This is a genomic window from Brenneria izbisi (assembly GCF_025840185.1).
GTDB classification, from domain to species: Bacteria; Pseudomonadota; Gammaproteobacteria; order Enterobacterales; family Enterobacteriaceae; genus Brenneria; species Brenneria izbisi.
In genome coordinates this window covers 151,674-175,638 of the sequence record NZ_JAMPJU010000008.1, presented here as the reverse complement: position 1 = coordinate 175,638, position 23,965 = coordinate 151,674, and the positions used below count along the sequence as shown (strand labels likewise).

General features: G+C 51.9%; 12 protein-coding genes and 1 pseudogene. 10 read left to right on the top strand and 3 right to left on the bottom strand.

The window, feature by feature from the left end:
* Window positions 1-115: 115 nt before the first annotated feature.
* A complete protein-coding gene (locus tag NC856_RS12190; protein WP_264090698.1) occupies window positions 116-979 on the bottom strand; it encodes a DUF6387 family protein in 864 nt (287 codons plus the stop codon).
* A gap of 586 nt (window positions 980-1,565) precedes the next feature.
* On the opposite strand from NC856_RS12190, the gene NC856_RS17880 reads away from it, so the two are divergent.
* Entirely contained in the window at window positions 1,566-1,877 is a 312-nt protein-coding gene (locus NC856_RS17880) for an integrase arm-type DNA-binding domain-containing protein (RefSeq protein ID WP_449727713.1), read from the top strand.
* On the opposite strand, the gene NC856_RS17875 is transcribed toward NC856_RS17880, so the two are convergent.
* Window positions 1,851-2,270, bottom strand: coding sequence for a hypothetical protein (locus NC856_RS17875; protein WP_264090696.1), 420 nt, complete (start codon window positions 2,268-2,270; stop codon window positions 1,851-1,853). The two genes, NC856_RS17880 and NC856_RS17875, sit on opposite strands and share 27 nt — an antisense overlap.
* Window positions 2,271-2,298: 28 nt before the next feature.
* Here NC856_RS17875 and NC856_RS12175 point away from each other — a divergent pair.
* Window positions 2,299-2,547 (top strand): annotated as a pseudogene (locus NC856_RS12175) (integrase core domain-containing protein); the annotation flags it as partial.
* 91 nt (window positions 2,548-2,638) lie between these two features.
* Here the strand turns inward: NC856_RS12175 and NC856_RS12170 are convergent.
* Window positions 2,639-3,562 (bottom strand): LysR family transcriptional regulator, encoded by a 924-nt coding sequence (locus tag NC856_RS12170; RefSeq protein WP_264090695.1) that lies wholly within the window; start codon window positions 3,560-3,562, stop codon window positions 2,639-2,641.
* Window positions 3,563-3,831: 269 nt separating this feature from the next.
* On the opposite strand from NC856_RS12170, the gene NC856_RS12165 reads away from it, so the two are divergent.
* From NC856_RS12165 to NC856_RS12130, 8 genes are all read left to right on the top strand, one after another.
* Window positions 3,832-5,391 (top strand): class I adenylate-forming enzyme family protein, encoded by a 1,560-nt coding sequence (locus tag NC856_RS12165; protein ID WP_264090694.1) that lies wholly within the window; start codon window positions 3,832-3,834, stop codon window positions 5,389-5,391.
* A gap of 94 nt (window positions 5,392-5,485) precedes the next feature.
* A complete protein-coding gene (locus NC856_RS12160; protein ID WP_264090693.1) occupies window positions 5,486-5,761 on the top strand; it encodes an acyl carrier protein in 276 nt (91 codons plus the stop codon).
* Entirely contained in the window at window positions 5,758-6,255 is a 498-nt protein-coding gene (locus NC856_RS12155; RefSeq protein WP_264090692.1) for a 3-hydroxyacyl-ACP dehydratase FabZ family protein, read from the top strand. The genes NC856_RS12160 and NC856_RS12155 overlap by 4 nt, the downstream gene beginning before the upstream one ends.
* On the top strand, window positions 6,249-7,394 hold the full coding sequence (locus tag NC856_RS12150; protein ID WP_264090691.1) for a beta-ketoacyl-[acyl-carrier-protein] synthase family protein: 1,146 nt from the start codon (window positions 6,249-6,251) through the stop codon (window positions 7,392-7,394). Before NC856_RS12155 ends, NC856_RS12150 begins: the two co-directional genes overlap by 7 nt.
* Complete coding sequence (locus NC856_RS12145) at window positions 7,391-7,924, top strand: coronafacic acid synthetase (protein WP_264090690.1); 534 nt, start codon at window positions 7,391-7,393, stop codon at window positions 7,922-7,924. The genes NC856_RS12150 and NC856_RS12145 overlap by 4 nt, the downstream gene beginning before the upstream one ends.
* The gene (locus NC856_RS12140; protein ID WP_264090689.1) at window positions 7,921-9,363 is read left to right on the top strand and encodes a class I adenylate-forming enzyme family protein; all 1,443 of its coding nucleotides are present in this window, start codon (window positions 7,921-7,923) and stop codon (window positions 9,361-9,363) included. Before NC856_RS12145 ends, NC856_RS12140 begins: the two co-directional genes overlap by 4 nt.
* 13 nt (window positions 9,364-9,376) lie before the next feature.
* The gene (locus NC856_RS12135; RefSeq protein ID WP_264090688.1) at window positions 9,377-17,515 is read left to right on the top strand and encodes a type I polyketide synthase; all 8,139 of its coding nucleotides are present in this window, start codon (window positions 9,377-9,379) and stop codon (window positions 17,513-17,515) included.
* On the top strand, window positions 17,512-23,907 hold the full coding sequence (locus NC856_RS12130; protein WP_264090687.1) for a type I polyketide synthase: 6,396 nt from the start codon (window positions 17,512-17,514) through the stop codon (window positions 23,905-23,907). The genes NC856_RS12135 and NC856_RS12130 overlap by 4 nt, the downstream gene beginning before the upstream one ends.
* The last annotated feature ends 58 nt before the right edge of the window (window positions 23,908-23,965 follow it).

The following is a 23,965-nucleotide window of genomic DNA, read 5'->3' as shown; positions in this document are numbered from 1 at the left end:
TATTATTGAGTTCGGTGACCGCCTGAGCGCTCACCTTTAATACGATGGCAGTTACACAGAATTACGGACAGGCTCCTTTATAGGGACGTTCGCAGGTTGTGAACATCCCTTGTGTTTACTTTTTGTTTTTATCCGAGGATTTATCGTTAAGTGTTATCACGTCAACGATACCCCAATCCTTTAATACATTGTTTTTAATATAAAAATCATTTAAAACTTTGAAGTACTCATCGTTATCAAGATAACTTTTTGCGTAATGATAATCAGTATCTTTGATGTTCTCACTACTTCTGATCCCATTATTACCATGCAGGATGTCAGCTAAAATTGTGAAAGGTATATTCTTACCTTCGTTATAGAGCTGTTCCCATGAGATCAAATCCATCAAAGGGATAACTTTGTAATCAAGTATTCTTTCAAAGGTCTTATGACCAAACCTAAACTTTCGCTTCGGGGGTTTAGCCGTTTTTAGTTGCTTTTGCCATAAAGCAATCAGTACTTTCAGGTGTTCTGCGAGATCGTCACTGCTGGCTTCTTCCAAGTCAATTTCAATCAGCATCTTGTTAGCAGGGTTCATGCCTCCTTGTTTGAGATACTCAGAGATGTAGTCCGAACTCACTGCAACAGGGTCTGTTTGCTCTGAAGTCTCCAGCCGATACATAGCCCGCCCATAGTTGAACAATTGAACTCTGGTCATTGGTTTTACAGCATAGCTATGTGACAGTCTGTGATTGTCTGAAATCCAGTCCGATTGAAGTATCACATCACCACATCGGATTTTGGCATCATGGTATATAGCTTGCATTTGATTATCTTTGCCTGCTGTTTCCCATTGTTGTCTTGTTTTGTAAGCCAACATCCGTCTTTCAAGCTCTGCATAGATCTGTTCTAGGGTGAGGTCTTTCAGGCCATCATATCGGCGTACATCAAACCAAGATAACGCAGTCCTGATTTCTTCTATTTCTTTTTGTGTAGTCATTGTTCTACCGATTGTTTTTGTGTTTCATAAAAGTTAACCCATTCAACATGATAGAGAAAGTGGAAAAGAGGTGCGGTTTTTCAGAATGGTGTGAGAGCAGATAAGTAATCTTGGATGTAAGAGTTTTCATCTTGACTAATCATTCTTTCTTTACTAAAAAATAAATAATTGTTTTATATCAATTACTTTAATTAAAATAACGACAACACCATGTTGATAATGAAAGTAAATTTAGATTCGTTTATTTAGATGATTATGACAACAACCAATTGTTTTTAATTGACATTTTATCGATAAGAAAATAATAATGATGGTAAATATGTTGGTAAATAATCAACTTGTTTTTACAATCCCATTAATAACAGGAGTTGCAGATGAAGTTCGAGTCCAGTCAGAGGAGCCAGATTTTAGTTTCATGACTTCCCTATGAGTCCTGAAGCATTTAAAAAACAAGAAGTTATGCTTATCCGGTTGTCCTGCGAGGGATTGCCGGTTTTTTATGTTCGTAGTTTTTGGGGGCTTAATCGGGGGCCTCACGGTTCGTTGAGAAAATGGAGCCCCCGCTACCGCATTAACCGATACCGCTATCCGCAAGATCAAACCCATCGGCTCAAAGCTCTGGTCTATGAAGTACCGTACCCATGGCAAAGAGAAAAAGCTGGCCTTTAGTCCCTGCCCGGATATTTCCCTGTTTAAAACGCGTCAGCTACGCGATGCCGCACGCACTAAAGTGCGTGAAGGGGCCAATCCTGAAGCTGATAAGAAGATCACGCAGCAGAAATTATGGATAATCCCGGAAACGCGGGAACCGATCGAAAACGTGCGTTTTTCTCATCGTGGCACAAAAATGAAAACGCAGCACATCGTTCCTTTATCCAAACAGGCCATCGCGATCTAAGTGCTCTTCGGTCATCTGGCGTTTATTTTCCCCGGCGCATACAGTCAGGATAATTACATGAGCGATAATACCGTTAACAAGGCGTTGCGCGTGATAGACCACCAGTAAAGACGTCTGCGGCCATGGTTTCTGGGCGATGGCGTGCAGTGCGCTTAGTGAATGTGGTTTGTGACGAAAGAAGCCATTGAAAAATAAATGAGCCATCAGGAGAGAAATAGCATCCGCACAGCCTATATTAACAAGGCTGCATATCTGGAAGAGCGGATCAAAATAATGCGGTGTTGGGCGGATTACCTTGATACGAACCTCGACGGGCATATTTAGCCTTATCTGCGCACCGCATCTCTGCAAATTACCGAAACCCGCATTCGCTGTGATGTTCAGCGTATTCATATTATCCAAAACGCTGGATCAGTGAACATTCGAAAACGGGAGTACGATGGACTTCTCCCGGACAGGTAAACCGGCAGATAATGCGCTGATAGAGTCGTTTAACGGCAGTTTTCAGGACAGGTGTCTGAATATTCACTGGTTCCCGCCACTGGAAGATGCGCAGGAAAAGGTCGAACACTGGCGACAGGAATATAACCAGCAAAGACCGAATTCCTCATTAAATAACCAGGCTACGGTGGAATTTTCTCTAAGTCTGAAAAAAGGCGCGGATCTCTGATTTATCCTGGCAAAAATATTGAGAGGAGATTACTTTGATAACTTCATTAAATTATCAGTGTTTTTTGTTATCAGCCTAAAATTAGAATTATTTAGCTCACATCATCATTAAAACGCAACTCTGCTAACCCCCTACCCGACAGATCGAGCTTCACGCACTCTAGCAAAAAAGACAAATTATCATGAGCATGATTATTCCCCTTCAAAAAGTAATATCCTTTACCCGAATAAAAAGAAGATTTAAATGGAGTTAACAAAACGCCTTCCATTAACTCACTAAAAACCATACCAATATCAACAACCGCTATTCCTAATCCTTTGATCACAGCATTAATGGCTGAATCTATTGATTCAAACTCATACTTATTGAGAACTTGAAACCGCCCTTTCAAGCGGGCCTCTTCACACCAAAAAAACCAATCGAATTCCCTTGATTTTACATAGACAAGATCAATTACAATTTTATTGTCATTTTCAAAGAGATGTAACAACTTTGGAGACACCACTGCAATTAAACACTCGGGTGAAAGCAAAGTATAGTTCCATTCATTAGAAAACTTACCATCTCCATATTTTACTGTTGCGTCATAAGCGTTTAAATTGGCAAGGGAATGAGAATAGTCATCATTTACAGTTTCGACAGTGACTATTGGGAAACCAGCCTGATTTTTATACTTTTTCAAAATCGGAATAAGTTGACGTATAGAAAAAGTGTATGGACTGTTTATATTTAATACGATTCCATCGCGATGAACATTTTCGCATGCTTTCCTAAGGATTTCAAATACATGACCAAGATCACTAGCAAAAGACTCCCCTTCTTTAGTTAAAAAAACCTTTGGCCCTTTACGATAGAAAAACTTCCTCCCAAAAAAAGTTTCCATGGTATTAATATGCTTGCTAATTGCACTCTGAGATATAAACAACTCACTAGCAGCTAAAGTGAAAGATTGATGCCTGGCTGCTGATTCAAAAGCCTTTAATGCGTAAAGGGGGGGAATATTAGCCCAATCCATTTATCCATCTCCATATTAAAACAATCCAATTAATGCACACTACCTTTCTCTTAATCAAAACACAATAACTATAAGAATAATCCCAAAAACCATAGGTATAACCCCAGATACCATGAAAAAAAGTAATAGTAATAATAACTATTTTCCCATTTTTAAACCATTAAACTTCATCTATAACCAAGAGCAACTATTAAATTGCAAACCTCTAAACCCCGTTAATTAACTTATCATTCGTTCATATAAGTTTTTGAAGGAACAATGGAGCTATTATGGATACTTTTTCACTTTTCAGAAAACATGCACTTTTAAATTCCAAGAAGATCGCAGTAAAGTCAAAGAACTGCGATATATCCTTTGGTGACTTACTTATCTTAATCCAGCGGATAGCGGCAGGATTGCAGAATGCAAACATAAAAAAGGGAGACCGAATTTCTATCCATATGGGTAACAGTGTTGAGCTTATAGCTACCTATTATGCTTGCCTAAAAATTGGAGCCATCTTTGTCCCTCTCAATATAAAACTGTCAGCTAAAGAGGTGAAATATTTAATTCAAGATAGCGCATCCCGTGCATATATTGGTGACATAACCAGATTTCATAAGGCACAACAAGAGATTGAATCATGCAAAACGCTTGAAAAAAAGTGGCTTATTGATCTTAAGAAGGAAGACGAAACAAATCTTACTCACGCCTGGGAAGCAATGGTTTTACAACCTTATAAAGATTCGACAGAAAATATCTCTACGGATGCACTCGCTTCTATATTTTACACATCAGGAACGACAGGGCATCCTAAAGGAATTGTCTATTCGCAAAAAACACTCATTGATGCTATCAATTTAACTATAGCAACAATAAACCCCATACCATCCAAATCAGGTGGAAAGTCCCCCGTAATTCTTAGTTTAGTCGATCTTATCAGTCCATGGAGTATACTTATTACTTTGGCTGCTTTTCATAAAGGCTATTCAGTATTATTACTCTCCGAATCCGACATAGATAACATTACAGAAACATTAAAAGAAACTAAACCGGCATGGATTGCAGGAACACCGTCAAATTTCCAGGCTATTATTAATAGTGTAGAGAAAAAAAACATCTCACTTGATCTTAGCGAAACGATTTGTGTTGCGGGCGGAGATTCTTGCGCAACAGAATTAAGCCATAAATTCTTTGAACGTTTTGGTTCTCGTCTCCAAAGCTCTTACGGACAGACAGAATTAGGCGGTCCTGTCGTATACCATCACGATCTTTGCGCTATCGACGAACCCTCTATCGGTTGGCCCCTCCCTGGCGTAGAAGTTGAAATTAATAATATTCAATCAGATAACGGGGAACTTTTTATTCGCTCGCCAGCAAAAACTATAGGGATTTGGAATGGAAATGATATTGACCGGTTTCCCACTGATCGATGGCTCGCCACCGGAGATATTGTTCGACAAGGTAATGATGGAAGTTTATTTTTTCTCGGGAGAGAAAAAGATCAAATAAAAATAGAAGGCTACCCGGTATATCCACTAGAAATTGAACATGTACTCATTCAACACGACGATATCGCCGACTCAGTCGTCTTTAGCATCCCTGATGCCTTTGCTGGTGAACGTATTATTGCATTAATTAAACTGAAAAAAAATTGTTCACCTAACATAGAGAATATAAAATCCTACTTATCCGATAACCTTTCCCATTACAAACATCCATCGGAGTATATTTTTATAAAAAAAATACCTACAGCTGCCACAGGAAAAATCAGCCGAAGGAAAATATCAGATGAATATCAATCAATTAAGAACCAGGAGGGAATAAGTATTGACGTTAACGATAACTAATAAGTTCGTTAAACGACACCTTATCAAAGATCATAAACAATACAAATGGCAGATTATTTATTAAAACACACATCAAGCAAAATGGGATGTCACCTTGAAAAATATAGAAAGCACTATTATCGGAATTCTAATCGATGATCTCTTTATTAGCATTCCTCGTTCAGAAATTAAAACAGATATTAATATGCGTGATGGTTTGGGCTTAGACTCACTAGGTTTCAGTGAGCTACGCGCCCAATGTGAGTATGCTTTCAACATAAAAATAGAAGATGAATATTTTACTCCTCAATATTTCGATTCAATTCAAACACTGACGAATTTGATTTCAGATTTAATCAAAAGCGCCAATAACCAGGGAAAAAACCAATGAGCATTCAATCCCAAGACGAAGATAAACGTCAACCAAAGATGATGGGATTCACGGAGCTTAAAGGGTGGCTAAGACACCGACATCCTATGGTATACCTTGATCGTGTTCTTGATTACGATCCAGGGAATTATATTAAAACACTGATGGCTGTTTCGGGTCAGACAGAGGCCATCGCTGGCCATTTTCCCGAACGCGCTATTTTTCCGGCAAGCCATATGGTTCAGGCCATATCACAATCAGCAATTATTTTATTTCAGCTTTCAACATCACCGCTGGCTGATGACGAAATAACGTTAGTCGGCTCAATTAAATCTCGGTTTACGCGAATAGTTGTGCCCGGCGACCAAATCGTTTTCCATCTCAATTGCGAAAGTTTGCGCGATAAATTCTTAACATTTTCCTGCAAAGCAGAAGTCACGGGACAAATAGTCGGAATGCTAAAAGGCTCACTTGTACGCGAGAATATATCCACGTTAGGGGAACAGTTATGGTAAATAACGACTCTCCTGTTTGGGTTACCGGTATGGCCTGGTCTACAGCATTAGGGGATGAAATACCTACGGTCTGGCAACATCTGCTAGAGGGTCACTCCGGTATAACCGACCTGGATTCCACGCTATCGCTACGCAGTAATCTTGCCGCCCCCATACCAAATATCCCTTTGGAATGGGACGGAGCAAGACGTCAACACGTGTTAACGGTAAAAACCTTACGCAAAGTGCTTGAGGATGCTTCTATTCCTGCGGATGACCCAGAGATTCTCCCCATCTTAGGGACCAGCTACGGTCATCATTTAGACTCCCCCGACACACTTTCGTTATCAGAATGGTCAACACAAGCCATTAAAGCCGTCGGCTGTATTAAGTCCCCGCTGACAGTAAGTACGGCCTGTTCAGCCGGGTCTGATGCCATTTTGACAGGGCTGAACTTTATTAAAGCCGGCCTTACCGAAATATGCGTATGCGGAGGGGCAGATATTCTGACTCTGGGGAAACGACTTAGCCATTCACGTCTAGGCACAATGTCTACCGATGGCTTACATGCGTTCGATATCAACCATAACGGCACGGTCCTTGGTGAAGGCGCCGCATTTTTGGTACTGGAATCCGAAGCGCACGCCAGGCGTCGCGGCGCCAAACCTTATGGCATCCTCGCTGGCGCCGGCTCCGCAAACGACGCTGCCAGCGCAGTCTCGCCCGATTTATCAGGGCAAAATGTGATGCTTACCGTGGAGAGAGCGCTCAATAGCGCGGGCTTAAAACCGGAAGATATTTCCATTGTTAACGCTCATGGTACAGGAACACAGATTAACGACAGCGTAGAGGCAAAAGCTTACTCTGCGTTTTTTTCATCCTTACCACACCCTCCGACGCTATTCGCGACAAAAGGAGCATTTGGACACACGCTTGGCGCGACGGGAGCCATTGAAGCTATCGCCGTGCTACAGGCATTAAAAACACAGCGGCTTCCCCCGATTCATGGATTGCACGAGCCCATTAGCGATCTCAATTTACCTATCGCTATTGAGAAAAACATGCCTTGTTCTGCAACAGCCGGGCTGAGCATAACGCTTGGCTTCGGCGGATTTAACACTTGTCTGGTTTTGCAAAGTGCAGGGAGCGCAGCACGATGAAAAATGCTGAAACACTAACCGACCAACCACTCAATATAGTGGGTCAGGGGATGGCAAGTGCGGCTGATTTATCCACGTATAAACCCGCACAAAAAGTCTCGCTTTACGCAGACCCTTTATCATGGCTTGTTCTTGAAGCGGTTGAGCAAGCCATCGCCAAGCACCGCGATGTCATCACATCGGCCTGTTCGTCTGTAGGACATATCGCTATTAGCGACCATTGTACACTCAAGACCATACACGATATTTCAGCAACACTCTCTTCAGGACACCTTTCGCCACTACGTTTCTCCGGCGCCTGTCCTGGGATGGTCATCGGACTTCCATCGCAATTTCTACGATTTAGCGGTCCAAGTATCGTCTGGAGCATGCCATCAGACAATATGCAAACCTATACGACGGCATTAGCGCGGATCTGGCTGGATGAAGGTTCAGCCACTCACGTCATTATTACCGAACATCGTGTCGACGCATTAGGTCATCACATTCACAGTGTTGTTGTCACTCAGTGTTCAGGGGAGCATACATGATGCCCCAACCCACCGTAACGCCCAATTCCGCTCAGCGCTTTCTGGATAGCCTGATTCAGGTCGATGTCAATACACATGATGCGCCATCGCTGATTTTCAGCGATCTGGTAGAAAGTCTTCAGGCAAATGGGATTGAACGCGGCAATCCTGTAATGGTGGCAATCCCAAATAGCGTGCAATTTGCGGTAATTATTTTTGCCCTGCTGGAAATTGGCGCAGTTCCCGTACTATTACCGTCCTCAGCGCCAGCGGCTCGTATTTATCGTATTGCGCAGGTAATTGGCGCCAGAAATCTGATCGCATTACACCTTCCTCCAGGATTAGCGCAAACGCAACCCGCGCAGACTCTACCACAATCAGGTCAGTTGATTAGAGTCGAGATAGCCAGAGAGCGCCGCTATCAGCCAGGCGAGATCATTCTTCTCACATCCGGAACGTCCGGTATCTTCAGCGGCTGCTTATTTCGTATCGACGATTTATTTCGTAATGCACGCAATCATGCGCAAGCCGTTGAACAATGTGCGAAAGATCGGATATTGATCAATCTACCGATGTACTACTCCTATGCTTTCGTCGCGCAACTACTCTCCTCTTTTGCGCTAGGGAATACGGCTATTATTGCCGGCCCGCCCTTTACGCCAGGCAACTACGAGCGAACGATTGAAACTTATCAAATCACCCAGTCATCCATTACGCCGACAATGGTGAATGCCTGGCTGCAATCCGGCTCCAGACAGCTTCCTGCTCCGTTACGCCGTCTGACTATCGGCGGAGACGCAATCTCCGCCAGTTCAGTTGAAGCGGTACTAGCCCGTAATCCCGGCATTGAACTGTATCTCACCTATGGTTTGACTCAGGCGGGACCGCGTGTTGCAACCCTGGCAGCGCATCGCGCGTCGCCCGATAAATATGCGTCCGTCGGCAAACCTTTCCCTGAAGTTAACGTTTATCTGCGCAAAGATAACCCTGACGACAAGGATGGCGAACTCATCGTCGAAACCTATACCGGCATGATTCGACGAATCCGAGGTCTGGATGAAGGTGATGATACGCCACGCAATGGAGAGCGTCGCATCATCCATACCGGCGATCGTTTCACCATTGATGAGGACGGCTATCTTTTCTTTAAACAGCGCAACCCAACCTATGTCATGAGCCGCGGCGAAAAGGTGTGTTTGAAATCGGTCAGTGAAATAGCCGAAACCATTGCGGGAGTTTCTCGTGCGGAAGCCTGGGTACATAACGACGCCGCCGAGACCGGCGGCGTGGAATTCACGCTGGATGTCTATTGTCAAGACGGCTCATTGAGCGAAGGCGAAATTCGACGCCAACTCGGAAAAATTCTGCTTCGCAGTGAGCAGCCGAAAATCATCACGCTGTATTCCTCTTCAGACATGGGGTGGAGAAAAACCACTCGTCAAAACGTCGCCACCCAATAAAAGGAGTTTACGTATGGATGCCTTAAACCTGCCACTTGTACTCTCTGGCGAATCAGAATCGGCGCTCGCCAGCGTAGCCGAGCATTGGCGAACCAAGATCGAACCCCTATCAGACGCTGAATTAGCGACGTTTTGTCTGCATCAATTCGCCGTTCCGCATGCGCAAATTCGTAGCGCCGTCTTCGCGACGGATAAAGCCGGGTTGCTCAAAGGGCTGACGTCACTCGCGCAGGGCCGAGCAGCGCGCAACGTTTTAACAGGGAATGCCGCTGCGGGAGCAAATCCGGTGCTGGTTTTCTCCGGGCAGGGACCGCTGTGGCCAGGAATGACCGCCGAATTACTCAACATACTGCCCGCTTATCGTCAAAGCGCGGATAAAAACGGCGCGATATTTCAGGCCAACCTGGACTGGAATCCAGCAGATGCGCTGGCTGCGGGCGAGCCTTTCTCACGCCTGAAACAAATCCAACCAATACAGTTCACGATATCCTCCGCGCTCGCGGATGCATGGAGAGCTTTTGGCATCCATGAAGCCGCCGTGGTCGGACATTCCGTCGGCGAAGCGTCGGCCGCCTATTCCGCTGGTTATTTAAGCCGGGAGGACGCCGCCAAACTGGTGACATTATGGGGAAAAGAGCTATCAAACATTGAAGGACAAGGCGCGATGATATCGGTAGCGGCTTCCGTTGATGATATTGCGCCGTTGCTCAAAGAGTGGGATGACCGGCTGGCCGTTGCCGCTATCAACAGCAACAAAAGCGTTACATTAAGCGGCGGCACAGCGGACACCACCGCCCTGCTCGATAAATTAACCAAAGCGGGGTTTTGGGCCTGGAAAGTCCCCGGAGGCGAGGTTGCAGGGCATTCCCCTCAGGTGGACGTCCTGAAAACCACGGTCATCGCGCACGCGCCGCGCAATATTCTCTCTTCGGCGCATGCTGCCTACTATTCTTCCGTCGTCGGCGCACGCTACAGCGCCGAAGATTTTCAGCCGGACTACTGGTATCGCATCCTGCGGGAACCTGTTTTGTTCGAAAACAGCATCCGCGCCTTGATCAATGACGGGCATCGTCTTTTTATTGAAGTCAGCCCACACCCCGTTCTGACTTCCATCATTGAAGAACATCTACGCGCCGCCGGCGTGAAGGGCGCGGCCATTTCCACGCTCGATCGCCGGAAAAGCGATCGGGAAAGTTTTCTTTATTCCCTGACTCACGCGTTTATCAACGGCGCATCGGTTGATTGGACAAGCGTATTCAATCAGCTACTTCCCCAGCAAGCGGAGCGCTATCGCGCAGCGCTGTCCTGCGCGACGAAAGCCGCGCCCACCGCTGGCGAGCCCTCTTCGCTTTCCGCTAGTTCAGTTGATACTGCGCTAAACGACGATATCGATCGGTTAGCGCTGCACAATCGTAGCCCATCGGAACAATACGACATTCTACTGGGACTGGTATCACGCGAAATCGAAGCGCTGCTGGGCGAAACCTTTTCCTCGGATATGCAGGCGTTTCGTGATATTGGATTTACCTCATTGACCGTTGTCGAGTTCTCACGCGGGCTCTCCGTCGCCACGGGGATAGAACTCCCTTCCACGCTGGTTTATGACCACCCGACACCGCGCGCATTAAGCGAATACCTGAGACAAGCGCTTGGACTATCGTTACCCGATGGCGGACAGGAGAAGCAGGAAACGCGCCACCACGATGAACCTATCGCGATCATCGGGATGGCGTGCCGCTATCCCGGCAGCGTGAACAGCCCTGAAGCACTGTGGGATCTACTCGTTAATGAGCGCGACGCAATCGGTGATTACCCGTCGGATCGCGGATGGGATGTCAATAAACTGTATGACCCGGAGCCAGGCCGACTGGGTAAAATATCCACCCGCGCCAGCGGTTTTTTGTATGACGCGCCGCTGTTTGACGCCGGGTTCTTCGGCATCTCGCCACGTGAAGCCCTGACGCTGGAGCCCCAACAACGGCTTCTGCTTGAAGTCTCGTGGGAAGCCATTGAGCGGGCTGGTATAGAGCCGTCGAGCTTATATGGTTCCAATACCGGGATATACGCGGGCATCATGGCGACAGAGTATGGATCCCAGATTCAGCATGCCTCGGAGGACGTTTCAGGCTACGGCTATATGGGAACCGCCACCTGCGTCGCGTCCGGCAGGGTAGCCTATAGCCTTGGTCTGCATGGACCGGCGGTCACTATTGACACGGCGTGCTCCTCCTCGTTAGTTGCTATTCATACCGCCTGTGAAGCGCTTCGCAACAATGACTGTAAACTCGCGTTAGCGGGCGGCATCACGATTATGCCGACGCCCGGCGTACTCATAGATTTCTCTCAACAACGCGTGCTCGCGCCGGATGGACGATGCAAAGCCTTCTCCGCGTCAGCGGATGGCGTGGGACTCTCGGAAGGCATTGGCATGCTACTGCTGGAGCCGCTTTCTCAGGCGCAGGCGAACGGACATACGGTACTGGGCGTCATCCGCGGCAGCGCAGTCAATCAAGATGGCGCCTCTAACGGACTGACCGCGCCCAATGGTTCCGCGCAACAACAGGTGATTCGCCACGCGCTGGCCAACGCAGGCCTGACGCCTCAGGATGTCGATGTGGTCGAAGCGCACGGCACGGGCACCCGTCTTGGCGATCCTATCGAAGCGAATGCGCTGATGGCGACCTATGGCCGTCATCGCTCGGCCGAACAGCCATTGCTCCTGGGGTCAATCAAATCCAACATCGGACATACGCAAGCCGCCGCCGGGGTTGCCGGGTTGATCAAAATGCTGATGGCTTTCCGCCACAATATATTGCCGCGCAGTCTGCACATCACCGAACCCTCTCACGAAGTCGACTGGTCAAGCGGCGCGATACAGCTACTCTCGGCTTCGCGTCCTTGGCCGCAGGTCGGCGATCGGCCCTATCGCGCGGCAATCTCGTCATTCGGCGTCTCTGGCACCAATAGTCACCTTATCGTGGAACAACCTCCAGTATCGACGCCGGATGGTCGCACGCATACCGAGGCTGCCGCCGCGCCACAGGAAATGCTCTGGCCGATTGCCGCAAAAACCGATACCGCGCTGCGCAAAAAAGCAGCGCAACTAAGGGCGTATCTGGCTAACCAACCAGCGCTTGATCCCATCAACGTGGGTTACTCGCTCGGCGTCTCACGTAGTCAATTCCCCTACCGCGCCGCCGTCAGGGGTCAATCACAAGAAGCCCTGTTAAAAGGGCTGCAAGCGCTTGAAAATGGGCAGGCTCACCCGACGCTAACCGTCGGCGCCTCACCGGTCGGCGAATCAGGCAAACTGTTCTTTGTCTTCCCCGGACAGGGATCGCAGTGGCTTGAAATGGGGATGGATCTGTATAACGCCTTTGCCGTTTATCGACAGGCTATCGACGAGGTTGATAACGCGCTGCGCGCGTATGTCGACTGGTCGCTGATTGACGTTCTGCGTGGCAGCCCCGATACCCCGCCCTTAGACCGCGTTGACGTCGTGCAGCCGGCGCTTTTCGCGGTGATGACCGCACTGGCTCGCCTCTGGCAATCTTTCGGATTTACGCCGCACGCCGTCGTGGGGCACTCTCAGGGCGAAATCGCCGCCGCCTATATCGCGGGCGCCCTGTCGCTGCAAGATGCGATCAGGATCGTGGCGTTACGCTCAACGCTTATGCTCAGCCAGTCAGGACACGGCGCCATGGCCACGCTCGGTCTTTCCGAAGAGCAGACTCGCGCCTTCCTCGCTCCAGATGATGGGGAGATTACCCTTGCTGTCTTCAACAGCCCGTCATCAACCGTGGTTTCAGGTAATGCCAAATCAATCGAGACACTGCTCCGTCGCTGCAAAAAAGAGCGAATCCGCGCCAAACGGATTGCGGTTGATGTCGCAGGCCACTCGCCGCAGCTCGACACGTTGCGCCCTATTCTGATGGAGCTATTTTCTGGTCTGAAACCTAACGCCACGCGCATTCCTTTTTACAGCACCGTGGACGGCCATGCGCCCGACACTCCCCTCAATGGCACAACGCTCGACGCCAAATACTGGTGCGACAACCTATGCTGCCCGGTACGTTTTTTCGACACGATATCGGCATTGAGCAAAAGCGGTAAAGCAGCCTTTCTGGAGTGCAGCCCGCACGCGGTGTTGCTGCCCGCGCTCGAAGAAACGACAGACAGCGCGGCAACGATCGTCGGTTCGATACAACGCAACAAACCCGCCGTTGCGTGCCTGACGCAGGCAATGGCGCATTTGTACGTCAACGGGCATAACCTCAACTGGCGTGCGCTTCACCCTACCGCCAGCCTCGTGGACATCCCCACCTATCCTTTCGAACATCGTCATTACTGGCTGACGCCCCCCGCCGCCGGCAATGTCGCCACCGTTGGACAACGCCCGTCGGAACATGCGTTGCTCAGCGCGATCATCGACCTTCCTGACGATGAAGGTGTGCTGCTGACAGGACGTATCGGGCTCGCCAGCCAGCCCTGGCTCGCCGACCACGCCGCGACCGGCGTTGCTCTGGTTCCCGGAACCGCTTATCTGGATATGGTGCGCTATGCCGCTTTACTGACGGACTACCACAAAATCGAGGAATTGGTTATACAAACGCCGCTGGTGCTGCTTGAACAAGGGGAACTGGATCTGCAACTCAGAGTCGGACGGCCTGACGATCGAGGGCAACGCGCCGTCACGATCCACGCCCGGCGCCATAGCGACGAGGAGATCGACGCCTCCGAGTGGACACTGTACGCCAACGCGTTATTACAGCGCGACGCCTCAAAACAGGACCGCCCGTTCGACAACGCGGACTGGCCGCCCAGCGGCAGCGAACCGCTGGATCTCGTCCGCCTGCATCAACGGCTCTCCGCCGCCGGGTATGAATATGGTTCAGCCTTCAACGGGCTTAGCGCGGCCTGGCGCAATGGCGATAGCCTGTATGCCGAAGCCAGTTTGCCTGAAGAACTGTCGACGAACGGACATCTTCTGCATCCTGCGCTACTTGATACCGTACTGCACACCATCGCGCTGCCCGATAGCGAAGACGACGATGCGACAACGCTGCGGCTACCGTTCGCGCTGAGCGGTGTGACGATGACCGACAAGCAACCTCGCCAGTTACGCGCGCGCTTGCATTTGAAAACGAACGATAACATCAGCCTGGTTGCCACTGATGAGACGGGCGAAACCGTGATTTCCATTGAGACGCTCAACTTACGAGAAACCACGCGGGATAAGCTGCGCCATCAGTTACGCATCCAACCGGAATATGACCTGCTGCGCACCACGTGGAGCCAGTTGCCCAGCGCGTCTAAGGTGAAAGACGTTCCTTCTACCGTCAGTTGGGCGTTGCTGGACAGCGATCCCACCGACATCAGTCCGCTGGACATCGCCGCCCGCTATGACTCGCTGCCAACATTAAGCGCGGCGCTGGCGTCTTCCACTCCGCCGACGGTACTCGTTTGGCCGTTGCCAAGCACCAATTCGGCGCAGACGCACGATGTACCGCTCGCGACTCGCACACTATGTGAACAGGTTATCAACCAACTTCAACCCTGGCTGGCCGATGAAAACATGGCCAACACAACGCTGCTGGCGATCTCACGCCATGCGACGGAACACGGTTCCCATGAACGACTGGATGTCGCCCAGAGCGCCGCATGGGCGTTACTTCACTCAGCACAGAACGAGAACCCCGGCCGCATCGTGCTACTTGATACCGATCATCCTCTCACCGATACTGCGCTACTCAGCGCAACGCTAGCCAGCGGTTATTCGCAGTTGGCGCTGCGTCAGGGACAACTGCTCATTCCACATCTGACCAGAACGGTGAAGACCGGGCTGCTGACTCCGCCCTCCGACAACGCGCTGTGGCGCCTGGACATTGCAGATACCGGGGATCTCGACAACCTGATGCTGAAACCTGCCCCTGAAGCCGGCGCGCCGCTGGGCAAGGGACAGATTCGGCTTAGCGTGCGTGCGGCCGGCGTTAATTTCTATGATGTCGTGTGCGCACTGGGGTTAATCGCGCCGCAGCATGAATTCGGCACGGAAGCCGCTGGCGTCATCACGGAAATCGGGCCGGACGTTCAAGACTTCAACATTGGCGATCGGGTGATGGTGCTGACCGAAGGCGCTTTCGGGCCAACAGTAATCGCCGATCAGACGTCAACGTTCCACCTCCCTGACGACTGGACTTTCGCGCAAGCTGCTGGCGTCCCCATCGTCTTTCTTACCGCCTACTACGCCCTGACGCAACTCGCCTCGCTGCGCCAGGGCGAACGTGTGTTGATTCACGCGGCGGCGGGCGGCGTCGGCCAGGCCGCCATTCAATTGGCGCACCATCTGGGAGCGGAAGTGTTTGCCACCGCGCATCCTGACAAATGGCCGGTTTTGCGCCAGCTCGGTATCGCCGACGATCATATCGCCAGTTCACGCAGCTTTGAGTTCACCAGGCAATTCCGTCCGTTACTTAACGATAAAGGGATTGATGTGGTGCTCAACTCCCTTACTGGCGAATTTATCGACGCGTCTATGTCGTTAATGGCATCTGGCGGTCGCTTTATTGAACTGGGTAAAACCGATATTCGCGAGAATTTTCCTACTGACCTGATTTATCACTATCTTGACCGACCAGACAACGATCCTGAACTGACGACGGAAATGCTTACCACGCTGTTATCGTTGATGCGTTCGGGATCACTGGCGCCATTGCCGATCACCGCCTTTGATATCAGAGAAGCGATATCCGCCTTCCGGCTGATGCAACAAGGCCGACATACCGGCAAAGTGGTCTTGACGTTCCCCCAGGAACTCAATCCCGACGGTACAGTTTTGATTACCGGGGGAACGGGGACGCTGGCCGGGCTGCTCGCACACCATCTGGTGGCGTCGCATCAGATCAAAAACCTGATACTGGCCAGCCGTCGCGGTTCTCGTGCCGATGGCGCGGCGCAATTGCGAGCGGAGCTAGCGCGCGCGGGGGCGACGGTCGAGATCGTCGCCTGCGATACCACCGACCCTCAGGCGCTGGACAAGCTGCTCGCGGCAATTCCAGCCACACATCCGTTAACCGGCCTGTTCCATACCGCTGGCGTATTGGCTGACGCCACCATCGCCAACCTGACGGCGGAAAGTCTTGATACGGTATTTTCACCCAAAATCGACGCGGTCTGGCACTTACACAACAAAACCCGCACTCACGACCTCGCGGCTTTCGTGCTCTACTCATCCAGCGCGGGAACGCTGGGCAGCCCAGGGCAAGGTAACTACGCTGCCGCAAACAAAGCGCTGGACGCGCTGGCGCATAATCGCCGTCGGCAAGGTTTGCGCGCCACCTCCCTTGCCTGGGGCTGGTGGCAGCCAGTCACCGGGCTGTCGAGCCGGCTCAGCGATACCGACAATGCACGTATCGCTCGCACCGGTCTGGCGCCTATCACAGCGGAACATGGGAATGCGATGGTCGATGCATCGCTGGCATTACCTTACGCGGTTTATACCGCCGCGCCGTTGAATCCGCAGATGTTGCGTAAAAATGCACAGTCAGGACGTCTGCATCCGTTATTTGCGCGGTTGCTGGGCTCAGCCAGTGCGCGTCGGACGTCATCGGGCGGAGCAAAAATGCCCGATCTGCGCCAATCGCTGTCCACGCTGGAACCCAGTTCCCGGCTAAAACAGCTACAGGCCGCCATTGCCGATAACATCGCGAGCATACTTGGCCTGGATAACGGTTCACTTCTCGCGCCCGAACAGTCATTTAAAGAGAGCGGCATCGACTCGCTCATGGCGCTGGAGTTACGCAACCGTCTGGCGACGGTTTCCGGCCTGCGGCTACCGGCTACGCTGACGTATGACTACCCGACCCCTGTCGCGTTAGCCGAATATCTCGATGCGGAATTGTTCTCCGGGCAGGATACGGCGACGAACGGAGCGATAACGGAAGAGAATGAGTCGCACTTGCGCGAGCGTATTGCCGGCATTCCGCTTGCCAGTCTGCGCGATGCCGGCTTGCTGGACAAATTACTTCAGATAGCAAACGGCATCAACCCCGTGGAGAAAGCGCCGAAAAACCCTCAGGTAACCGATATCGCGTCCGCAAGTCTGGATGAGCTGGTGTCTATGGCTCTGTCTGACAAGGAGAAAATACTATGACGCACAAAAAAGATAGTCACGCCGCGAAAAACACCACCGCTGGCGAAGGAACCGCCGATCCTCGGCTGGTCGAAGCGTTACGCCATAGCCTGTTGCTGAACGAACAGTTGAAACAGCGTAATCATGATTTGGCTCAGGCGGCGCATGAACCTATCGCCATTATTGCTATGGGCTGTCGCTTACCCGGCGGCATTCACTCTCCCGAACAGCTTTGGCAGCGGTTGTCCGATGGCGAGGAAGCCATCGGCCCCTTCCCCGCCGATCGGGGATGGAACGTGAGGACGCTCTTTGAACAAAACCCGGAACTCAACGCCATCGCTAACGCCTGGAAAGGCGGGTTTCTGGAGGATGCCGCAGGCTTCGACGCCGGATTCTTTAAGATATCCGATCGTGAAGCATTAGCGATGGATCCTCAGCAACGCTTACTGCTTGAGGTGAGTTGGGAAGTTCTGGAGCGTGCCGGTATCGTTCCCGCCACGCTAAAAAACAGTCAGACCGGCGTCTTTATCGGCGCCACGCACAACGGCTATCTCGGCGATATCGAGCGGCGCAACCCCGCCGCCGACGGTTATCGCTTACAAGGCAGCCTGAGCAGCATCAGTTCCGGGCGCATCGCTTACGCATTGGGACTTAGCGGTCCGGCCATCACGGTAGACACCGCCTGCTCCGCCTCTCTCACGGCGATCCATCAAGCCATTCGCTCACTGAAGAGCGGCGAGTGTTCGCTTGCCATAGCAGGCGGTGCGACGATTATGGCCTCTCCAGAGGTCTTTGCCGAGTTCACCCGCCAGGGCGGTCTTGCCGCAGACGGAAGATGTAAAGCCTTTTCTGACCATGCTGACGGAACGGGATTTTCTGAAGGCGTCGGGCTTATTTTGCTGGAAAAACTCTCCGACGCGTTACGGGCCGGCCATACCGTACTGGCCGTGATCCGAGGGAGCGCGCTTAACCAGGATGGCGCCAGCAACGGGCTAACCGCGCCAAGCGGCCCAGCGCAGGAACAAGTCATTCGTCAGGCGCTGAACAATGCGGAACTGACCTTTTCCGATATTGATGTTGTAGAAGCGCACGGCACCGGGACCACGCTTGGCGATCCCATTGAGGCGCACGCGTTGCTCAACACTTATGGTAAACATCGGCCTGACGATCAACCGCTGTGGCTTGGTTCGCTGAAATCCAACATCGGTCATGTCCAGCTTGCCGCCGGCGTCGCCAGCGTCATTAAGATGGTGATGGCTCTCCGGCAGGGGCGCTTACCCAAAACGCTGCATGCTGAGACGCCGTCCAGCAAAATAGACTGGTCGCGCGGCAACATTAAATTACTTAATACAGCATGCGACTGGCCCGATACCATGCGTCCCAAACGCGCAGCGGTGTCATCATTTGGCTTTTCCGGCACCAACGCCCACCTTATTCTTGAAGAACCCCCGGCGCCTGCGTCTCCGGCGGAAGAAGCCGCGCCGACAATAACGTTCCCTGTGCCCGGCATCGTGCTGCCGTTATCCGCGGCTTCACCTGCCGGGCTGTGCGCCCAAGCCAAACAGTTGCACACATGGATGACCCAGAACGCGGACACGACGCCCGATCTCGCCGCCATCGCCTATTCGCTCGCCACCACCCGCACCCACTTTGACTATCGCGCCGTGGTGAACACAGAAGACCGCGATGGCATGCTCAACGCGTTGGCGGCACTGGCCGCCAATCGCTATGCGCCCGGCATTATTCAAGGCGCCCGTTCTCCGTCAGGTAACGTCGCGTTTCTTTTTACCGGGCAAGGCGCACAGTGGCCGACGATGGGGCAAGGGCTATACCGCCTGTCTCCGGTATTCGCTCAAACGTTCGACGACGTCTGCCAGCATCTTGACCCTTTGCTGTCGCAACCACTCAAAACCGTAATGTTCGCCGAACAGGGCAGCGCCGACGCCGTGCTGCTGGATCGCACTGATTTTACCCAGGCCGCGCTGTTCGCGTTCGAAGTCGCCCTATGCCGGACAGTCATGCATCTCGGCGTGTCGCCCGATGTACTGATCGGCCACTCCATCGGCGAGATCGCCGCCGCCTATATCGCCGGCGTATTCAGTCTGTCCGATGCCGCAACATTCGTTGCAACGCGTGGACGGCTGATGGAGTCCATCACCGCCGATGGCGCGATGGTTGCCATTGAAATCAGTGAGACGGAGATTTTGCCGTCGTTGCAAGAATATGAAGAATGCGTCGCGATCGCCGCGATCAATGCGTCGTCTTCTGTGGTGATATCCGGCGACACCGACAAGGTGCTGAGTCTTGCTGAACAGTGGCAGTCGCGCGGCTACCGCACGCATCGTTTAAGAACCAGCCACGCCTTTCACTCTCCCCACATTGATGGCATCGTTGATACCTTACGCCGCACCCTGTCAACGTTGTCGCTTCAGGCCCCCGCCATTCCCATTGTTTCAACGGTGACCGGTCAGCGGCTGACCAACGAACAGGCCTGTTCCGTTGAGTATTGGGCAAATCAGGCACGCTGTGCGGTGCGATTCGACGCCGCCGTCCAATGGCTTGAGGCACACCATGTCGTCGCCGCGCTGGAAGTCGGTCCTGACGGCGTGCTGACGGCGTTGGGGCGAGCCAGTACCGTCAGCGAAACCAGCGGCGTTCCTGGCGCGGCGTGGATTGCCTGCTTGCGTAAAGGACGGGATGAGTGGCGTCCCTTCTTCACCGCGCTGGCCAGACTGTACGCACAAGGACAGCCGCTGGACTGGAGGAAATTGCTCGTCCAGACACCGACCGTACCGTTACCTACCTATCCATTCCAGCACCGTCGCTATTGGTTGCAAGCGCCACCAGCGCAACCAACCTTAAACAGTGGATTTTTTGCGGTTAAGCATCCTTTTTTACACGCGGGCATTGACAGCGCCGCTCAACAAAGCTGGATTTTTACCGGACGATTAGACGCAGCCAGGCAACCATGGATACTGGAACACCGGGTCGCCGACGTCGCCGCGGGAGCGGGAGCGATGACCGCAGAGATGATGCTGTCTATCGGAGAGCGGATTGGCTGCCAGCGTATTGACGATCTGTTCCTGCACACGATTTTGCCTCTGGACGAGTCGATTCCCACGGCTATCCAACTGCATATCGGCCCGGCTGAGGCGGATGGAGGGAGAACAGTGGAAGCCTATTTCCATCAGCCTAACGCTCCAGAACCGCACGAGTATCAGATGGCCGCCTGGAAACGCTACGCAACTTGCCGTCTTGTGCCAGGCGAGACTTCATTACCAGAGTGGCCGGATTTACATAATGATAACTGGCCGCCCGCCAACGCCAGGCCGGTTGATTTTACCCCGATTTATGAACACCTCGCCGCGCAGGGTGTGATCCTGGGCAACGCTTTTCAAAGGCTGGTCAACGTCTGGGAACACGCAGACGGACTGTATATCGAAGCCGCATCGCCAGAGAGTCATGCTGAACCGGGAGAGAATTTCACCCTGCACCCGACCCTGCTAGACGCGGGGATGCAAGCAGCATTGCTGGAACAACTGACTCCAGGCAAGGAAAACCGTCAGCCCCGTTTACTTTTCTCCCTTAGCGGGATACGGCAATACATCAGGGGCGCACAGCGTCTGCGAGGCCATCTGGTGCGCAAAACCGACGATCCATCCACATCAGGCTACAGCGAATATGCGTTACGACTCGCGGATGATACAGGTCGGGCAGTCGCGATCATCGACGCCATTGTGTTGAAATCGTCAAACTCGCCGCGCCTTTCTCCGTCCCGTCCTCCGTTTTACCATCTGGCATGGCGTGAGATTGCGCCGGATTCGTCCTCCAAGAAACCGAAAGTTCGCTGGATTGTTCCGCAAAACAGGTTACGGGAGCGCTTCTCTGGCGTCATAAAGGAGTACGACGCTGCCAGCGCGTATGACGATATTCATCAAACGTTGGCGACTTTCTCACCGCGACCGGATGAGATCGCAGTATTCATTGCACCAGATGGCGACAATACCCCTGAGTTTATCGATCATAGCCCGACAAACAGCGTACTCAATGCGCTGCAAGCGTGGCTCAACGAGCCCCGTACCGCCGCCGTCCCTCTTCTTGTGGTGACGCAAGGCGCGATAGCGACAAACGATGGAGAGAATGTCCCGAATCTCGCCCAGTCCCCATTGTGGGGATTAGTGCGCTCCGCGCAGCTTGAACATCCAGGACGATTCTTCCTGCTTGATATCAATGAGGTAGAAAATACCTCATTGTCCTTGATAAACACGGCGATTAACGCGCTGTCCCATGAGCCTCAACTGGCGCTGCGCGAGGGGAAAATACTCGCCCCGCGGCTGCTGAAAGCCGCTGGCGATGGCGACCTTACCGCCTACGGTCACACCGACCAGCCGGAAAACCCGTGCCGTAACCTTAACCCTGACGGCACCGTGCTGATTACCGGCGGTACGGGTGCTCTGGGCAAAGTCATCGCGAAACATCTGGCGGAGCATCACGGCATTCGCCACCTGCTTCTTGCCAGCCGACGAGGTAAAAACGCGCCGGGCGCCAATGCGTTACTAAAGGACATCGCCAAGCTTGGCGCGCAGGCGGCTATCGTCGCCTGCGATATCGCCGATATGTCGGCTGTGGCGTCGCTGCTTGACGCCATACCGACAGCACATCCGCTCACCGCCGTCATTCACACAGCAGGAAACGTGGATACTGCGACGCTGAAGACAATGAGCGCAGAGCAGATAGATAACGTTTTACAATCTAAAGCCATTTCCGCATGGCATCTGCATCAGATCACTCAGCATCACGATCTTGCGGCATTCGTTCTCTATTCTTCCGCGGTCAGCATTCTTCCGCAAAAAGGACAGGGAAACTATGCCGCCGCCAACGCCTTTTTGAATGCGCTGGCGCACCATCGGCGACATCAGGGCCTCCCTGCTACCGCTATGGCCTGGGGAATGTGGGCCGAACGTTCGGAAATGGGGGAACAGCTTGGTGACGGCGAGATAAAAAATATTATCGCAACGGGCCAAATCCCGCTTTCTCGCCCGCAAGGTCTTGCCTTCCTTGATGCCGTTGTCGGCACAAACATGGTGAATCATCCGCCGCTGCTGATACCTGCGCGTTTAAATCTGGAAGCGCTGCGCGAGCAAGGCGACATCCCGCTATTGGCGGAGGTACGCCCTCGTCGCGCCGCATCCAGGGGCAGCCTCAGTTCATCGCGACAGATCGCAGACATGCCGGAAAAAGAGCGACTGCCTTATCTACTTAACGTGATCATTCAATACGCGGGTGAGGTACTGAGCCATTCCGATCCGAAATCCATAAGAAGCGACGTGGAATTCATCACGCTGGGATTCGACTCTCTTACCTCGGTGGAAATGGGCAGCCGATTATCACAGACGTTTGGTGTCCGCATTCCCGCCACTGCAATTTTTGACCATTCGACGCCACAAGCGCTGGCGCAATTCTTACTGAATATTCTGGCCGGGGAAAAGCACGCTACCTCAGCAGACGCGCACAGCGGTACAAAGAAAAACATCGACAGGTTTTACCACCTGCTACGGCAAGCCGTGCAACAAAACATGACGCAGGAAGGACTTAGCGTGCTGGCCGGGGCGGGGCGCCTACGCGAGCATTTCTCGCACAAACAGCACGAGCAGCATGCGCCGGAGACAGTATGGCTGCGTCACGATCGGGAAAAACCACTGCTGGTTTGCCTTAACTCATTCATTCCCGCCACTGCCAATTTAACCTATCAGCGCTTAAGCTCAGCCTTGAGCGATCGGTACAGTATGCTGACCGTGCCATTGCCCGGATATCATGGCGAGCCCTTGCCCGCCACCGACTACGCCGCAGCAGCGGCACTGGCAACGGCAATAGAGAGAGACGTGTCGGGGCGCGATTTTACGCTGGTCGGTTTCTCAACCGGGGGACTCGTCGCCCATGCCGCCGCTCACCAGTTGGAGGCCCGCGGCAGACAGCCCAAAGCTGTGGTATTAATCGACAGCTTTCCACCGTCAGCCATGCATGAAGCCGCAATGAGCGATGTACTGCGCACATGGTTTGCGGCCAAAGGCGAATTCTGGTCGGATGAGGATACATCAATCATGGCGATGGCCTGGTATCTCGAATTATTCGGCCAACACTGGACACCCTCTCACTTGAAAACGCCAACAGTGATGCTTCAGGCCAGAGATTACCCCGCATCCGCACAGCCGGAACGCTGGGCGAATGAATGGCCAAACCTAGTGAAAAGCATCATTACGCCGGGGAGTCATTTTGAATTGCTAACAGAATACGTCGCTCATACGGCAAAAAACCTATCTGATTTACTTTGTGAAACAGAAAAAAAACCGGATAGAAAGAGGAGCAATTCTGAGAAAAAAAACCGAAAAACTGAATATATTAAAAATGAATAGTCAATATATTGGCGTGATGAAAACCCATCAGCTATCGCGATAATTTTTATGCAGGATA

Excerpts from the sequence above, each read along its gene's own strand:
- NC856_RS12140 (WP_264090689.1), top strand. The coding sequence starts at position 7,921 with ATGATGCCCCAACCCACCGTAACGCCCAATTCCGCTCAGCGCTTTCTG.
- NC856_RS12190 (WP_264090698.1), bottom strand. The coding sequence starts at position 979 with ATGACTACACAAAAAGAAATAGAAGAAATCAGGACTGCGTTATCTTGG.
- NC856_RS12170 (WP_264090695.1), bottom strand. The coding sequence starts at position 3,562 with ATGGATTGGGCTAATATTCCCCCCCTTTACGCATTAAAGGCTTTTGAA.
- NC856_RS17875 (WP_264090696.1), bottom strand. The coding sequence starts at position 2,270 with ATGAATACGCTGAACATCACAGCGAATGCGGGTTTCGGTAATTTGCAG.
- NC856_RS12155 (WP_264090692.1), top strand. The coding sequence starts at position 5,758 with ATGAGCATTCAATCCCAAGACGAAGATAAACGTCAACCAAAGATGATG.
- NC856_RS12150 (WP_264090691.1), top strand. The coding sequence starts at position 6,249 with ATGGTAAATAACGACTCTCCTGTTTGGGTTACCGGTATGGCCTGGTCT.
- NC856_RS12135 (WP_264090688.1), top strand. The coding sequence starts at position 9,377 with ATGGATGCCTTAAACCTGCCACTTGTACTCTCTGGCGAATCAGAATCG.
- NC856_RS12165 (WP_264090694.1), top strand. The coding sequence starts at position 3,832 with ATGGATACTTTTTCACTTTTCAGAAAACATGCACTTTTAAATTCCAAG.
- NC856_RS12130 (WP_264090687.1), top strand. The coding sequence starts at position 17,512 with ATGACGCACAAAAAAGATAGTCACGCCGCGAAAAACACCACCGCTGGC.
- NC856_RS12145 (WP_264090690.1), top strand. The coding sequence starts at position 7,391 with ATGAAAAATGCTGAAACACTAACCGACCAACCACTCAATATAGTGGGT.